The sequence below is a fragment of the Streptomyces sp. YPW6 genome, assembly GCF_018866325.1.
Lineage (GTDB): Bacteria > Actinomycetota > Actinomycetes > Streptomycetales > Streptomycetaceae > Streptomyces.
In genome coordinates this window covers 829,292-844,917 of sequence record NZ_CP076457.1, presented here as the reverse complement: position 1 = coordinate 844,917, position 15,626 = coordinate 829,292, and the positions used below count along the sequence as shown (strand labels likewise).

Here is a 15,626-nt window from a genome sequence, read left to right as displayed (position 1 = left end):
CCCGATGGATGGGTGTCCGGGCCGGACGGCCGACGACCGCCGGTCCGGCTCGCCGACGACGGCGCCCCCACCGCGATCCACGGTGGGGGCGCCGTCGTCGGCCGGGCGCGCTCAGGCGCCGAGGTTGAACTCCGCCGGGTCCGGACCGAGGCGCTTGCCCTCGTCCAGGGCCGTGAAGGCGGCGAGGTCGTCGGCGTCCAGCTCGAAGTCGAACACGTCGAGGTTCTCCTTGATCCGCGACGGGGTCACGGACTTCGGGATCACGATGTTTCCTGTCTGCAGGTGCCAGCGCAGCACCACCTGGGCGGGGGTGCGGCCGTGCTTCTGGGAGACCGCGACGACCGTGGGCACCTCCAGGAGGCCCTTGCCCTGGCCCAGCGGCGACCAGGCCTCCGTGGCGATGCCGTGTTCGGCGTGGAAGGCTCGGGCCTCGGCCTGCTGGAGCTGCGGGTGCAGCTCGATCTGGTTGACGGCGGGGACCACGGAGGTCTCGGCGAGCAGCCGCTTCAGGTGCTCGGGGTGGAAGTTCGACACACCGATGGCCTTCGCGCGGCCGTCGGCGAGGATCTTCTCGAAGGCCTTGTACGTGTCGGTGTACGCGTCCTTCGCCGGAACCGGCCAGTGGATCAGGTACAGGTCGACGTAGTCCAGGCCGAGCTTGTCGAGCGAGGCGTCGAAGGCGCGCAGCGTGCTGTCGTGGCCCTGCTCGCTGTTCCACAGCTTCGTGGTGACGAAGAGCTCGTCGCGCGCGACGCCGGAGGCGGCGATGGCCTTGCCGGTGCCCGTCTCGTTCTCGTAGATCGCGGCGGTGTCGATGCTCCGGTACCCGGTCTCGATGGCCGTGGCGACCGCCTTCTCCGCCTCGTCGTCCGGCACCTGCCAGACACCGAAACCGAGCTGCGGCATGTCGAGGCCGTTGTTGAGGGTGATGGAGGGGACCTGGCTCACGAGCGGTCGATCCTAACGTCGTGGGTTGCTGACTCCTGAGCACAACGTCCGGGCGGGTCCAGGCATTCCCGTTCCCGCCGGTCAGTGGTAGAGCGCGTCGACCTCGACCGCGTACGCCGTCTCGATCGCCTTCCGCTTCAGCTTCAGCGAGGGAGTCAGCAGCCCCACGTCCTCGGTGAAGGGATGGGCCAGGATCCGGAACGTGCGGATGGACTCGGCCTGGGACACGGCCGTGTTGGCGGCCACCACCGCCCGGCGGACCTCCATCTCCAGGTCCGGGTCCCGCACCAGCTCGGCCGGGCCGAGCGGGGCGCGGCCCTGCATCGACAGCCAGTGGTCCACGGACTCCTGGTCCACGGTGACGAGCGCCGCGATGTACGGGCGGTCGTTGCCGACGACGATGCACTGGGCCACCAGCGGATGCGCCCGTACGCGCTCCTCCAGGCCGGCCGGGGAGACGCTCTTGCCGCCGGACGTCACCAGGATCTCCTTCTTCCGCCCGGTGATCGTCAGATAGCCGTCCTCGTCCAGCGAACCGAGGTCCCCGGTCGCCAGCCAGCCGTCCCGCAGCACCGCCCGGGTGGCCTCGGGGTTGCCCAGATAGCCGGAGAAGAGGTTCGGCCCGCACACCCACACCTCGCCGTCGTCCGCGATGTGCACCGACGTTCCCGGGATCGGCTGCCCGACCGTGCCGTACCGGGTGCGCTCGGGCGGATTCGCCGTCGCCGCGGCCGTCGACTCGGTCAGCCCGTACCCCTCGAAAACCGTCACCCCGGCGCCCGCGAAGAACAGCCCGAGCCGGCGGTCCATGCCGGAGCCGCCCGACATCGCGTGCCGCACCCGGCCGCCCATCGCGTCGCGGACCTTCTTGTACACCACCTTGTCGAAGAACTGGTGCTGCATCCGCAGCGCCGCCGACGGACCGGGACCGGCCCCGAACGACTTGAGCTCCACGGCCTCGGCGTACTTCACCGCGATGTCGACGGCCTTGTCGAACGGCCCGGCCCTGCCCTCCGTCTCGGCCCTGCGCCGGGCCCCGTTGAACACCTTCTCGAAGATGTACGGCACCGCCAGGATGAACGTCGGCCGGAAGGTCATCAGGTCCGGCATCAGCGCGCTCGCGGACAGCTCCGGCTGATGGCCGAGCTTGACCCGGCCACGGATCGCGGCGATCTCCACCATCCGCCCGAAGACATGCGCCAGCGGCAGGAAGAGGAGGGTGGCCGCCTCGTCGTCCGGCCTGGAGCGGAACACCGGCTCCCAGCGGCCGGCCATCGTGTCGCTCTCGAACATGAAGCTCGCGTGGGTGATCACACACCCCTTGGGGCGGCCCGTCGTGCCCGAGGTGTAGATGACGGTCGCCACGGAGTCGGGGGTCACCGCGCGGCGGTGCCGCTGCACCACGTCGTCGTCGATGCCCACGCCCGCCCCGAGTAGTTCGTCGAGCGCTCCGGCGTCCAGTTGCCACAGCCGCTTCAGATGCGGCAGCCGGTCGATCACCGAGCCGACCGTCATCGCGTGGTCCTCGTGCTCGACCATCACCGCCACCACCTCGGCGTCGTGCAGCATCCACAGGACCTGCTCGGCGGAGGAGGTCGGGTAGATGGGCACCGACTGGGCGCCGACGGTCCAGAGCGCGAAGTCGAAGAGCGTCCACTCGTACCGCGTACGGGACATCAGCGCGACCCGGTCGCCGAACCGCACCCCGTGCGCGATCAGCCCTTTGGCCAGGGCCATCACCTGATCGCGGAAGTCCCCGGAGGTCACATCGCGCCACTGGCCCCCGGCGTCCTTGCGACCGAGCGCGACGCGGTGCGGATCATCCTCCGCGTGGTCGAAGACCGCATCGGCCAGACCGCCGACCTGAGGCGGCGCCGCCATGGGCGGGACAGTGAATTCGCGCAATGACATGCTCCTCGGGGCGCTCCGCACAGCGTCGCGACGCTACCCCAAGCAGGGGCCCGGCGGGAGAGGTCCGGAACCTTCGCACACCAGGACGGCCCCCAGGTCAACCGTCGAAATCCGGCCAGATGGGCAAGGCTCGGGCGTGGGGGAGCCCGGTTCTGCCGGAGGGGTGAGCGGCTCGCACCGGAATCTCCACCGAATCCGACCGCTGCGACCACCGCGGCCGGTGCCGGTCGGGGAGCGGCCGCGCTCCTGGCGGCGCCCGGCTTCACCATCCCCGGTCCGTGTCCGCCCGGCCCGGCGCGGACATCCGCGGTCCGGGGTGCGGCTACGGCCCCTCCGCGCCGCCCGTTCCGCGGTGCAGCCGGTCGCCGCCCGCCAGGATCGCCGAGGCCAGGGCGTCCGCCGCCGCCTGGGCCGCATTCCGCCGGTTCCCGTGCAGCAGGACGAAGTCGACCCCGCCGAGCTCCGGCAGCCCCGCCCTGGCCGCAACCGGCACCAGACCCGGCGGGATCATGCCCCGGGAGTGCGCCATCACCCCCAGGCCCGCCCGGGCCGCCGCGACCAGGCCGCTCAGACTCGTACTCGTACAGGCGGTCCGCCAGGCCCGCCCGTGCTCCTCCAGCACCTCCAGGGCGCGGGCCCGGGTGATGGCCGGTGGCGGAAAGACGACCAGCGGCACCGGGCCCTCCGGATCGAGGCGCAGCTGCGGCGCGCCGATCCAGTCCAGGGAGTCCCGCCACATCAGTTCGCCGTGGGTGTCACCGGTCCGCCGCTTGGCCAGCACCAGATCCAGCCGGCCCGCGGCGAGCTGCCGGTGCAGCGTCCCGGACAGCTCCACGGTCAGCTGGAGCTCGACCTCCGGATGGTCGCGGCGGAAGGACTCCAGGATCTCGGGAAGCCGGGTCAGCACGAAGTCCTCGGAGGCCCCGAACCGCAGCCGCCCGCGCAGCCGGGTGCCCGCGAAGAACGCCGCCGCCCGTTCGTGGGCCGACAGGATGGTCCGGGCGAATCCGAGCATCGCCTCGCCGTCCTCCGTGAGATCGACGCGATGGGTGTCCCGGGCGAACAGCTGCCGCCCGGCCGCCTCCTCCAGCCGCCGCACGTGCTGGCTGACCGTGGACTGGCGGACCCCGAGCCGGCGCGCGGCCTGCGTGAAACTCAGCGTCTGGGCGACGGTGAGGAAGGTGCGCAGCTGGGCGGGGTCGTACGTGGCGTCCGTCCGCTGCGCTGTCATCCGGTCCGTACGCCTTCCGTTCGTATGTGTCACGTCTGCATGTGTCACGTCTGCACGTGTCCTGTCCGTACGCGTCTCGTCCGTATGCGTCTCGTCCGTACGCGTTCCGTCCTTCGTCCGGTCGGCGTTCATGAGGAGCACGTTATCGAGTTACGTGATGACAGTGAGAGCGGTGTACGGGATTCCCGATGACGTGCGGCGGGCGCAGGATGGACGCCGAAACGGAATCCCCGAATGCCGGAGCGCCCGCACATGTCCCGCCGTATCCCGCGTCTGCCGTCCTGGCTGCCGTTCGACGCCTATCTGCTGGCGCTGGCCGCCACCGTGGCCCTCGCGGCGCTGCTGCCCACCCGGGGCACCGCCGCCGACGTGGCGGGCGGGGCCTCCACCGGCGCCGTCGCCCTGCTGTTCCTCCTCTACGGGGCGCGGCTCTCCACGGCCGAGGTGCTCGACGGGCTGACGCACTGGCGTCTCCACCTCACCGTCCTGGTGTGCACCTTCGTCGTCTTCCCGCTGCTGGGGCTGGCGAGCGTCCCCCTGGTGCCGTACGTGCTGACGCCCGAGCTCCAGGCGGGCTTCCTCTTCCTGTGCCTGGTTCCCTCCACGATCCAGTCCTCCATCGCCTTCACCTCGATCGCCCGGGGCAACGTGCCCGCCGCGATCTGCGCCGGGTCCTTCTCCAGCCTCGCCGGGATCCTGGTGACCCCGCTGCTCGCCGCCCTGCTCCTCGGGTCCACCGGGGGCGGGTTCTCCGCGGGTTCCCTGCTGACGATCGTGTTCCAGTTGCTCGTCCCGTTCCTCGCCGGACAGCTCCTGCGCCGCTGGGTCGGCGGATTCCTGGCCCGGCACCAGAAGGTGCTCGGCCTGGTCGACCGGGCGGCGATCCTGCTCGTCGTCCACACCGCGTTCAGCGAGGGGACGGTCGCCGGTGTCTGGCACCAGGTCACCCCCGTGCGGCTCGCCGCCCTGCTCGCCGCCGAGGCGGTCCTGCTGGCGCTGATGCTCACGCTGAGCTGGTACGGAGCGCGGAGGCTCGGGTTCGGCCGGGCGGACCGGATCGCCATCCAGTTCGCCGGGTCCAAGAAGAGCCTGGCGGCCGGGCTGCCGATGGCGAGCGTGATCTTCGGCGCGCACGCGAGCCTCGCCGTGCTGCCGCTGATGCTGTTCCACCAGATGCAGCTGATGGTCTGCGCGGTGATCGCCAAGCGCCGCTCGCGCGATCCCGGGGAGCCGCCGTTCCGAGAGGACCCGGCAGCAGCCGCCGCCCCCGGCCCACTGTCCGACCCAGCCGTTACGGTGGGCCGGTAGCCGCTAGCCGGGTGTTGATCTACAGCGAGGACGGGCCATGAGCGACCAGGACGGGGCGACGGCCGACGACTTTCCGCGCGGGGCGGGCAACCCGGCCCGCAGGGCTCTGCGCGCGGCGGGCCACACCCGCCTCGCGCAGCTCACCACCGTGACCGCCGCCGAGGTGCTGGCCCTCCACGGGGTCGGCCCGAAGGCGATCGGGGTGCTCCGTGAGGCGCTGGCCGCCGAGGGTCTGGCCTTCGCGGGGGAGTGAGCGGGGGCGCCGTACGACTGCCTGTGCGCCGGAGGCCCCGGGCTCAGCGCTGAGGGGCGGCCGTCTCCAGCGCGATCCGGTGCTCACCGGCGTACACGTTCATCGACGGCCCGCGCAGGAAGCCGACGAGCGTCAGTCCGCTCTCCGCCGCCAGGTCCACGGCCAGCGACGACGGCGCCGAGACCGCCGCGAGCACCGGGATTCCCGCCATCACGGCCTTCTGCGCCAGCTCGAACGAGGCCCGCCCCGACACCAGCAGGAGCGCCCGCGACAGAGGCAGCCGCCCGTCCGTGAGCGCCCGGCCCACCAGCTTGTCGACGGCGTTGTGCCGGCCGACGTCCTCCCGTACGTCCAGCAGCTCGCCCTCCTCGGAGAACAGGGCGGCGGCGTGCAGGCCACCCGTCCGGTCGAACACCTGCTGCGAGGCCCGCAACCGGTCCGGGAGGGCGGACAGCAGCCCCGGCGTGATCCGTACCGGGGGAGCGTCGGCCACCGGGTGCCGGGCCGTGGTGCGTACCGCGTCCAGGCTGGCCTTGCCGCACAGACCGCACGAGGAGGTCGTGTAGACGTTGCGCTCCAGCGTGATGTCGGGGACCGGAACCCCGGGCGCGAGCTTCACGTCGACCACGTTGTAGGTGTTCACGCCGTCCGCCGTCGCCCCGGCGCAGTAGACGATCGACTGGACCTCGTTCGCCTCGGCGATCACCCCCTCGCTGACCAGAAAGCCCGCGGCCAGCGCGAAGTCGTCGCCGGGCGTCCGCATGGTGATCGCCAGCGGCTTGCCGTTCAGCCGGATCTCCAGGGGCTCTTCCGCCACCAGGGTGTCCGGACGGGAGGAGACGGCACCGTCCCGGATGCGGAGGGTGCGGCGGCGTTCGGTGACCCGTCCCATAGAGCTGAACCCGATTCTTTCCGTGTGCGGCTGGTCCGTGTGCGGCTGTCCGGTTGCGCCCGTCCGTGCGGGGCTGTTCGTACGAGTATGCGCGCGCCTGTCCGTACGGCCGGTCCGTTCCGGTGCGGGCGGCCGGAACCCGGCCCCGCGTTCTCCGGGTCATTGTCCGGCACACGCACCGGCGTGTCGCAGCGACCCGTTCAGCACGCTGACCAGCCTGTTGTCAATGCTCCAACGTGTGGGCCCGATTCCTGTGGGATCACGTGCCCTCGTACCCGGCGGTAGCGACCAAGACTGGTTGTTTCCTGCCCCACCCGACGATGGGAACCCGTATGACCGGCTCACGTGTCGTGGCGCTCGGCCACTACCAGCCCGCCAAGGTGCTCACCAACGACGATCTCGCGGCGATGGTCGACACCAGCGACGAGTGGATCACCAGCCGGGTCGGCATCAAGACCCGCCACGTGGGCGGACCCGACGAGCCGGTGGACGAGATGGCGGCGCACGCGGGGGCCAAGGCGCTGGCCGCGGCCGGTCTCGCGCCCTCGGACATCGATCTCGTCCTCGTCGCCACCTCCACCGCGATCGACCGGTCCCCGAGCATGGCGGCCCGGGTCGCGGCCCGCCTCGGCATGGGCTCGCCCGCCGTCATGGACATCAACGTCGTGTGCTCCGGCTTCACCCACGCGCTGGCCACCGCCGACCACGCGATCCGGGCCGGCGCGGCGACCCGGGCGCTGGTCGTCGGCGCCGACAAGATGGCCGACATCGCGGACTGGACCGACCGCTCCACCTGCGTCCTGCTCGGCGACGGTGCGGGAGCCGCGGTGGTCACCGCGGACCCGGCCGCCCCCGACGCCCCGGGCGGACCCGGCATCGGACCGGTGCTGTGGGGGTCCGTACCGGAGATGGGCAACGCCGTGCGGATCGAGGGCACGCCGCCGCGTTTCGCGCAGGAGGGGCAGTCCGTCTACCGCTGGGCCACCACCCAGCTCCCCCCGATCGCCCGCCGGGTCTGCGAGAAGGCGGGCATCGCGCCGGAGGACCTGGGCGCGGTCGTCCTGCACCAGGCGAACCTGCGGATCATCGAGCCGGTCGCCCGCAGGATCGGCGCGGTCAACGCCGTCATCGCGCGGGACGTCGTGGACTCCGGCAACACCTCCGCCGCCTCCATCCCGATGGCCCTGTCCAAGCTGGTCGAGCGCGGCGAGGTCGACTCCGGTGCGCCCGTCCTGCTCTTCGGATTCGGCGGGAACCTCTCCTATGCGGGCCAGGTCATCCGCTGCCCCTGACCACCCTCCGCGGCCCTCCAGGGCGCCTTCCCGCCGACCTTTGTCCTGAGTGTGGGAAAAGTTGGGGCGGATTCCCGCGCAACTTCTTCCCACTCCGGGAAAGCGCTGCTACGTTCCCCTCGAAAGCCCGACGGACTGGCCGAGGTGGCGGGGAGGGACGCGTGAGACGCATGACGGCACGACCCGCGAACACGCATCAGGCACGGCTGCTCCGGCTGTTGCGTGACGGGGGGCCCAACTCCCGGGCTCAGCTGGGTGATCAGGTCGACCTGTCGCGCTCGAAGCTGGCCGTCGAGGTGGACCGGCTCCTGGAGACCGGCCTGGTCGTGGCCGACGGACTCGCCGCATCGCGTGGCGGGCGCCGCTCGCACAACATCCGGCTCGCCCCCGAGCTGCGCTTCCTCGGCGTCGACATCGGCGCCACCTCGGTCGACGTGGCCGTCACCAACGCGGAGCTGGAGGTACTGGGACACCTCAACCATCCGATGGACGTCCGCGAAGGGCCCGTCGCCGTCTTCGAGCAGGTCCTGTCGCTGGCCGCCAAACTGCGGGCCTCCGGGCTCGCCGAAGGTTTCGACGGCGCGGGCATCGGAGTTCCCGGCCCCGTCCGGTTCCCCGAGGGCGTGCCGGTCGCGCCGCCGATCATGCCCGGCTGGGACGGCTTCCCGGTCCGCGAGGCGCTGAGCCAGGAGCTGGGCTGCCCCGTCATGGCCGACAACGACGTGAACCTCATGGCGATGGGGGAGCAGCACGCGGGCGTGGCCCGCTCCGTGGGCGACTTCCTGTGCGTGAAGATCGGTACGGGTATCGGCTGCGGCATCGTCGTCGGCGGCAAGGTCTACCGCGGGACGACCGGCAGCGCCGGGGACATCGGGCACATCCAGGTCGACCCCGACGGCCGGCCCTGCGCCTGCGGGAACAAGGGCTGCCTGGAAGCCCACTTCAGCGGCGCGGCCCTCGCCCGCGACGCGGAGGACGCCGCCCGGGAGGGCCGCTCACCCGAGCTCGCCGCGCGGCTGGAGGCGGCGGGCCGCATCACCGCGGCCGACGTGGCGGCGGCCGCCGCTGCGGGGGACGCCGCGGCCCTCGACCTCATCCGCGAAGGCGGCAACCGGCTCGGCCAGGTGATCGCGAGCCTGGTCAGCTTCTTCAATCCCGGTCTGGTGGTGATCGGCGGCGGGGTCACCGGCCTCGGTCACAACCTCCTCGCCAGTGTCCGCACCCAGGTCTACAAGCAGTCCCTGCCCCTGGCCACCGGCAATCTCCCCATCGTGCTGGGCGAGTTGGGGCCCGCCGCCGGAGTGATCGGCGCGGCCCGGCTCATCAGCGACCACCTCTTCTCCCCGGCCTGACCCCAGGCCGGCGCGCACCACGGAACCCCCCCGTCAGTAGCCGTACGCACACCGCGCACCACGGAACCCCCCCGTCAGCAGCCACACGTACCGCGCACCACACGGATCCATCTCCCGCCAGCAGCCGTACGCACCGCGCACCACGGAATCCATCTCCCGTCAGAATCACCCCGCACCCCGCACCCCGCACCCCGCACCCCGCATAACCCCGTCAGCAGCCGTTCGCGGTGCCGCCGGCTCCACGGCACCTCCAGCCCTGCGCCCTGTCCGCTCACCGGCCCTCCCCGGTCCTCGGCACCCGCCCGAGCAGGGGAGACCCCATTCGCCGAGGGGATTCGTCATGGCACCGGAACCACCCCTGCTCACCATGTCCGGCATCACCAAGCTCTTCCCGGGCGTCCGCGCCCTGGACGGCGTCGACCTGGAGGTCCAGGCCGGCGAGGTCCACTGCCTCCTCGGCCAGAACGGTGCGGGCAAGTCCACCCTCATCAAGGTGCTCGCCGGAGCCCACCAGCCCGACGGCGGCGAGATCACCTGGCACGGCGAGAAGGTCCAGCTCAAGTCTCCGATCGCCGCCATGCGCCGGGGCATCGCCACCATCTACCAGGAACTCGATCTGGTGGAGGACCTGTCGGTCGCCGAGAACGTCTTCCTCGGCCACGAGCCGACCAGCGCCGGCTTCATCGTCCGTACGGGCGAGGGGCGCGCCGCCGCCAAGGCGCTGCTGGCCCGCCTCGGACACCCGGAGATCGACCCCGCCCGGCACGTCGGCGACCTCTCCGCCGCCCAGCAGCAGATCGTCTCCATGGCGCGGGCCCTCTCCCACGAGGTCCGCCTCATCGTGATGGACGAGCCCTCCGCCGCCCTCGACCCCGACGAGGTCGACAACCTCTTCCGCATCGTCGAGAGCCTCACCGCCGACGGGGTGGCCGTCGTCTACATCTCGCACCGCCTCGAGGAGATCCGCCGCATCGGCGACCGGGTCACCGTCATCAAGGACGGCCGGACCGTGGCCGTCGGGCTGCCCGCGGCGGACACCCCCACCCGCGACATCGTTGCCATGATGACCGGCCGCGACGTCGCCTATGTCTTCCCACCCCGCCCCGAGGAACCGCCCGCCACCGGCGCGGAGCCCGTGCTCCGGGTCCAGGGCCTCTCCCGCACGGGCGAGTTCGCCCCCGTCGACCTCGACCTGCGGCCCGGCGAGATCGTCGGACTCGCCGGACTCGTCGGCTCGGGCCGCTCGGAGATCCTGGAGACGATCTACGGGGCCCGCAGGGCGACCACCGGAACCGTCACCGTCGCGGGCAAGCGGCTCCGCCCCGGCAGCGTCCGCGCCGCCGTCGCTGCCGGGATCGGTCTCGCCCCCGAGGAGCGCAAGGCGCAGGCCCTGCTGATGACCGAGTCGGTCACCCGTAACGTCTCCGTCTCCTCCCTCTCCCGCTTCGCCCGGATCGGCTGGATCGACCGGGGCGGGGAGCGGAAGGCCGCCCGGAGCGCCACCCGGGAACTGCAGATGCGCCCCGACAACCCGGACGCCGCCGTCCGCACCCTCTCCGGCGGCAACCAGCAGAAGGCCGTCCTCGCCCGCTGGCTGCTGCGCGGCTGCCGGGTCCTGCTGCTGGACGAACCCACCCGTGGCGTCGACGTCGGTGCCCGCGCCGAGCTCTACGCCGTGATCCGCCGACTGGCCGACGAAGGCCTCGCCGTCCTGCTCGTCTCCAGCGAAGTGCCCGAAGTCCTGGGCCTCGCCGACCGGGTGCTGGTCCTCCGCGAGGGCGAAGTGGTCCACACGGCCGCCGCCCGGGAGCTCGACGAGCACCGCGTACTCGACCTCGTGATGGAAGGGAGCCCGACGCCATGACACAGCCCGCCCCGTCGGCGCAGCACAACGGGCCGGACAAGGGGACCGTCGCGGCTCCCTCCGACGCGCCGCCCCCGAAGTCGGGCGGGGGCATGCCGGCCCTCGGTCTGCGGCTCGACGTCCGGATCCTGTCCCTGCTCGGCGTCCTCGCCGTGCTGGTCCTGGTCGGCGGCATCACCGAACCGGACGCCTTCCTGGACACCGGCAACCTCCAGCTGATCCTCACCCAGGCGTCCGTCATCGGCGTCGTCACCGTCGGCATGACCTTCGTGATCATCAGCGGGGGCATCGACCTCTCCGTCGGGGCGATGGTCGCCCTCGCCTCGGTGTGGGCGACGACGCTGGCCACCCAGGAGTACGGCTTCGCGGGCATCGCGTTCACCGCGGTGACCGTCGGCCTCGTCGCGGGACTCGTCAACGGCGTCCTCATCGCGTACGGCAACATGGTCCCGTTCATCGCGACGCTGGCCATGCTCGCGTCCGCCCGCGGACTCGCCCTCCAGATCACCGACGGCAAGACCCAGATCGTCACCGTCGACCCGGTCCTGGACCTCGGCCTGCCCGACTCCTACATCCTCGGGATCCCGCCGCTGGTCATCATGTTCGCCGTGGTCACGGTCGCCGGCTGGCTGATCCTCAACCGGACCACCTTCGGCCGCCGCACCGTCGCCGTCGGCGGCAACGCCGAGGCCGCCCGGCTCGCCGGGATCGACGTCCGCCGCCAGCGCCTGTACCTCTACCTGCTGTCCGGGCTCTGCTGCGGCATCGCCGCCTTCATGCTGATCGTGCTGGCCGGCTCCGGCCAGAACACCAACGGCAACCTGTACGAGCTCGACGCCATCGCCGCCGCGATCATCGGCGGAACCCTGCTCAGCGGGGGCCGGGGCACCATCGTGGGCTCCGTACTCGGCGTCCTGATCTTCACCACGATCACCAACATCTTCGCGCTCAACAACCTCCAGAGCGACGTCCAGCAGATCGCCAAGGGCGCCATCATCGTCGCCGCCGTCCTCGTCCAGAGCCGCACCATGCGCGGCCGGGAGACCTGAGCCGCCCCGGCCGCCGGCCCCGGCGCCTGAACGAACCGCCATCCCCGCACCGCGTACGCACCCACCGGATGAAGGGTCAGACCGTCATGCCAGAAACCAGCCGCAGAGGGCTGCTGTTCGGAACCGCCGCCGTCTCCGCGGGAGCGTTCCTCACCGCCTGTACGAGCAACGAGCCCAAGAAGACCGAGCCCGCCGGCAACAGCGCCCCCGCCGACGACAAGCCGGGCAAGGCCGTCACCATCGGCTTCGCCGGGCCGCAGGCCGACCACGGCTGGCTGAACGCGATCAACGTCCAAGCCAAGTCCCGGGCCGGGACGTACTCCGACGTCACCCTGGAGATCACCGAGGGCTCCAACGACACCGCCGCCCAGATCGGCCAGGTCAAGACCCTCATCAACAAGAAGGTCGATGTCCTCGTCGTCCTCCCCGCCGACGGCAAGGCGCTCACCCAGGTCGGCCTGGAGGCGATGAGGGCGGGCATCCCCGTCGTGAACCTGGACCGCATCTTCGCCTCCCCCCAGGCCTACCGCTGCTGGGTCGGCGGCGACAACTACGGCATGGGCCTCAACGCCGGGCACTACATCGGGGAGCAGCTCAAGGACAAGGCGGACGCCAAGGTCGTCGAGCTCGCCGGGATCGACAACCTGGAGTTGACCAAACAGCGCAGCCAGGGATTCGCCGACGCCCTCGAGAACTACTCCAACATCAAGCTGGTGGCCCGGCAGGCAGCCGAGTTCACCGTCGAGTCCGGCCAGGCGAAGATGGCGCAACTCCTGCAAGCCCAGAAGCAGTTCGACGCACTGTGGAACCACGACGACGACCAGGGCGTCGGCGCGCTCCGAGCCATCGAGCAGGCGGGCCGCGACGAGTTCATCATGGTCGGCGGCGCCGGAGCCAAGTCCGCGATGGACGCCATCAAGGCCGACGACTCGGTCATCAAGGCGACGGTCCTCTACCCGCCGACGATGGCCGCATCCGCCATCGACCTGGCCCGGGCCCTCGGCCAGTCCAAGGGCATCAGCGGTCTCTCCGAGATGGAGATCCCGACCTCCCTGACCCTGTACTCCGCGGTCGTGACCAAGGACAACATCGACCAGTACCTGCCGACGGGCTTCAACTGACCGGGACTCCGGGGGAGGGCGCGAGCGCGTCCCCCGGCCCGTTACCGCACACCGATGAGGAGGAAGTCCGCATGGCCCGTAGTCAAGAGACGGAAACGCACGCCCCCGTACCGCCGACGCGGCAGGCGCCGGGAACGCTCGGGGTCGGCATGGTCGGATACGCGTTCATGGGCGCCGCCCACTCCCAGGGGTGGCGTACCGCCGGACACGTCTTCGACCTGCCGCTGCGGCCCGCTCTCGCCGCGATCTGCGGACGCGACCGTGCGGCGGTCGACGCCGCCGCCGCCCGGCACGGCTGGGCGGCGGCGGAAACCGACTGGCGGGCCCTGATCGCCCGGGACGACGTCCAGCTGATCGACATCTGCACCCCCGGCGACAGCCACGCCGAGATCGCCATCGCCGCCCTGGAGGCGGGCAAGCACGTGCTGTGCGAGAAGCCGCTCGCCAACAACGTCGCCGAGGCCGAGGCCATGGTCCGCGCCGCCGAAGCGGCCGCCGCCCACGGCCAGGTGGCGATGGTGGGCTTCAACTACCGCAAGGTTCCCGCGATCTCCTACGCCCGGCAGCTCATCGCCGAGGGCCGGCTCGGTCCTCTGCGCCACGTTCGGGCCACCTACCTCCAGGACTGGCTGGTCGACCCGGCCTCCCCGCTCACCTGGCGGCTCAAGCGCGAGCACGCCGGCTCCGGCGCGCTCGGCGACCTCGGGGCGCACATCGTCGACCTCGCCCAGTACCTCGCGGGCGAGCCGCTGACCGGAGTCTCCGCCGTCAGCGAGACCTTCGTACGCGAGAGGCCCCTGCTCTCCGGGGCGTCGGCCGGGCTCTCCGGCAGCGCCGACACGGTGGAGCGGGGCGAGGTGACCGTCGACGACGCGGCGGTCTTCACCGGCCGCCTCGCCTCCGGCGCCCTCGCCTCCTTCGAGGCGACCCGGATGGCCGCCGGGCGCAAGAACGCCCTGCGCCTGGAGATCAACGGGGAACTGGGCTCGCTCGCCTTCGACCTGGAGCGGCTCAACGAGCTGTCCTTCCACGACCACACCGAACCCGCCGCCACCGCGGGCTTCCGCCGCATCCTCGTCACCGAACCCGAGCACCCCTACCTGGAAGCCTGGTGGCCGCCGGGGCACGGCCTCGGATACGAGCACACCTTCGTCCACCAGGCCCGCGACGTGGTCCGCACGATCGCCGAAGGGGCCCTGCCCGTACCGTCGTTCGCGGACGGCCTCCAGGTGCAGCGGGTGCTCGCCGCCGTCGAGGAGAGCGCCGCCAAGAACTCCGTCCACACCCCGGTCCCGCCCTCGTCCTAGGAGGCTGCCGCCCATGCCCCGCCCCTTCACCCTCTTCACCGGCCAGTGGGCCGACCTCCCGCTGGAGGAGGTCTGCAAGCACGCCCGGGACTTCGGCTATGACGGGCTCGAACTCGCCTGCTGGGGAGACCACTTCGAGGTCGACAAAGCGCTGGCCGACCCCGGCTACCTGGACACCCGGCACCAACTGCTCGACAAGTACGGGCTGAAGTGCTTCGCGATCTCCAACCACCTCGTCGGCCAGGCCGTCTGCGACCACCCGATCGACGAACGCCACCAGGGCATCCTGCCCGCCCGCATCTGGGACGACGGCGAGCCCGAGGGCGTACGGCAGCGGGCCGCGGCCGAGATCGCCGACACCGCACGGGCCGCCGCCGCCTTCGGGGTGGACACGGTCGTCGGGTTCACCGGCTCCTCCATCTGGCACCTCGTCGCGATGTTCCCGCCCGCCCCGCCGCACATGATCGAGCGGGGCTACGAGGACTTCGCCGAGCGCTGGAACCCGGTCCTGGACGTCTTCGACGCCGAGGGGGTGCGCTTCGCCCACGAGGTGCACCCGAGCGAGATCGCGTACGACTACTGGACCACCCGGCGCGCGCTCGAAGCGGTGGACCACCGGCCCGCGTTCGGACTGAACTTCGACCCGAGCCATTTCGTCTGGCAGGACCTCGACCCGGTCGGGTTCCTCTACGACTTCCGGGACCGGATCTACCACGTGGACTGCAAGGAGGCCCGCAAGCGTCTCGACGGCCGCAACGGGCGCCTGGGTTCGCATCTGCCGTGGGGCGACCCCCGGCGGGGCTGGGACTTCGTCTCGGCCGGCCACGGCGACGTCCCCTGGGAGGACGTCTTCCGCATGCTCAGGTCCATCGGCTACGAAGGCCCGGTCTCGGTCGAGTGGGAGGACGCCGGGATGGACCGGCTGGTCGGCGCTCCGGAAGCGCTTGCTGTCCTCAGGCGCTTCGACTTCGACCCGCCGTCCGCCTCGTTCGACGCGGCCTTCGGCGGCGATTAGCCAGAACGATGGTGCCCCGGGGGCATGTTGAACTGCACCGCCCCCGCCCCCGGGGCTGCCTCGCCCTGCCCGAAAACCTCTTT

At 71.7% G+C, this 15,626-nt stretch carries 13 protein-coding genes; 9 read left to right on the top strand and 4 right to left on the bottom strand.

Annotation, left to right across the window (positions count from 1 at the left end):
• Nucleotides 1–111: 111 nt before the first annotated feature.
• From KME66_RS03760 to KME66_RS03750, 3 genes are all read right to left on the bottom strand, one after another.
• Nucleotides 112–948: an aldo/keto reductase gene (locus KME66_RS03760; RefSeq protein ID WP_216318895.1), complete on the bottom strand. Its 837-nt coding sequence runs from the start codon at nt 946–948 to the stop codon at nt 112–114.
• An 81-nt stretch (nt 949–1,029) separates the two neighbouring features.
• Nucleotides 1,030–2,829 carry a long-chain fatty acid--CoA ligase gene (locus tag KME66_RS03755; protein ID WP_216318892.1) on the bottom strand — a complete coding sequence of 600 codons (1,800 nt, stop codon included), beginning with the start codon at nt 2,827–2,829 and terminating at the stop codon, nt 1,030–1,032.
• Nucleotides 2,830–3,181: 352 nt separating this feature from the next.
• The gene (locus KME66_RS03750; protein ID WP_216318889.1) at nt 3,182–4,090 is read right to left on the bottom strand and encodes a LysR substrate-binding domain-containing protein; all 909 of its coding nucleotides are present in this window, start codon (nt 4,088–4,090) and stop codon (nt 3,182–3,184) included.
• 252 nt (nt 4,091–4,342) lie between these two features.
• On the opposite strand from KME66_RS03750, the gene KME66_RS03745 reads away from it, so the two are divergent.
• Together KME66_RS03745 and KME66_RS03740 are read left to right on the top strand one after the other, a co-directional pair.
• Nucleotides 4,343–5,398, top strand: coding sequence for a bile acid:sodium symporter family protein (locus tag KME66_RS03745; RefSeq protein WP_216318886.1), 1,056 nt, complete (start codon nt 4,343–4,345; stop codon nt 5,396–5,398).
• A 37-nt stretch (nt 5,399–5,435) separates the two neighbouring features.
• The gene (locus tag KME66_RS03740) at nt 5,436–5,651 is read left to right on the top strand and encodes a DNA-binding protein (RefSeq protein ID WP_216318883.1); all 216 of its coding nucleotides are present in this window, start codon (nt 5,436–5,438) and stop codon (nt 5,649–5,651) included.
• A gap of 43 nt (nt 5,652–5,694) precedes the next feature.
• Here the strand turns inward: KME66_RS03740 and fdhD are convergent, their stop codons facing one another.
• On the bottom strand, nt 5,695–6,543 hold the full coding sequence (gene fdhD, locus KME66_RS03735) for a formate dehydrogenase accessory sulfurtransferase FdhD (RefSeq protein ID WP_073226835.1): 849 nt from the start codon (nt 6,541–6,543) through the stop codon (nt 5,695–5,697).
• Between the two features lie 332 nt (nt 6,544–6,875).
• On the opposite strand from fdhD, the gene KME66_RS03730 reads away from it, so the two are divergent.
• The 7 genes from KME66_RS03730 to KME66_RS03700 all read left to right on the top strand — a co-directional run bounded on the left by KME66_RS03730 (nt 6,876) and on the right by KME66_RS03700 (nt 15,543).
• Nucleotides 6,876–7,835: a beta-ketoacyl-ACP synthase III gene (locus KME66_RS03730; RefSeq protein ID WP_216318880.1), complete on the top strand. Its 960-nt coding sequence runs from the start codon at nt 6,876–6,878 to the stop codon at nt 7,833–7,835.
• A 170-nt stretch (nt 7,836–8,005) separates the two neighbouring features.
• Nucleotides 8,006–9,187 carry an ROK family transcriptional regulator gene (locus KME66_RS03725; RefSeq protein ID WP_216318877.1) on the top strand — a complete coding sequence of 394 codons (1,182 nt, stop codon included), beginning with the start codon at nt 8,006–8,008 and terminating at the stop codon, nt 9,185–9,187.
• Between the two features lie 340 nt (nt 9,188–9,527).
• Entirely contained in the window at nt 9,528–11,051 is a 1,524-nt protein-coding gene (locus tag KME66_RS03720; RefSeq protein ID WP_216318874.1) for a sugar ABC transporter ATP-binding protein, read from the top strand.
• On the top strand, nt 11,048–12,100 hold the full coding sequence (locus KME66_RS03715) for an ABC transporter permease (protein ID WP_216318871.1): 1,053 nt from the start codon (nt 11,048–11,050) through the stop codon (nt 12,098–12,100). The genes KME66_RS03720 and KME66_RS03715 overlap by 4 nt, the downstream gene beginning before the upstream one ends.
• 86 nt (nt 12,101–12,186) lie before the next feature.
• A complete protein-coding gene (locus KME66_RS03710) occupies nt 12,187–13,221 on the top strand; it encodes a substrate-binding domain-containing protein (protein ID WP_073226941.1) in 1,035 nt (344 codons plus the stop codon).
• A gap of 149 nt (nt 13,222–13,370) precedes the next feature.
• The gene (locus KME66_RS03705; protein WP_253208562.1) at nt 13,371–14,528 is read left to right on the top strand and encodes a Gfo/Idh/MocA family protein; all 1,158 of its coding nucleotides are present in this window, start codon (nt 13,371–13,373) and stop codon (nt 14,526–14,528) included.
• Between the two features lie 13 nt (nt 14,529–14,541).
• Nucleotides 14,542–15,543, top strand: coding sequence for a sugar phosphate isomerase/epimerase (locus tag KME66_RS03700; RefSeq protein WP_216318866.1), 1,002 nt, complete (start codon nt 14,542–14,544; stop codon nt 15,541–15,543).
• Nucleotides 15,544–15,626 lie beyond the last annotated feature (83 nt).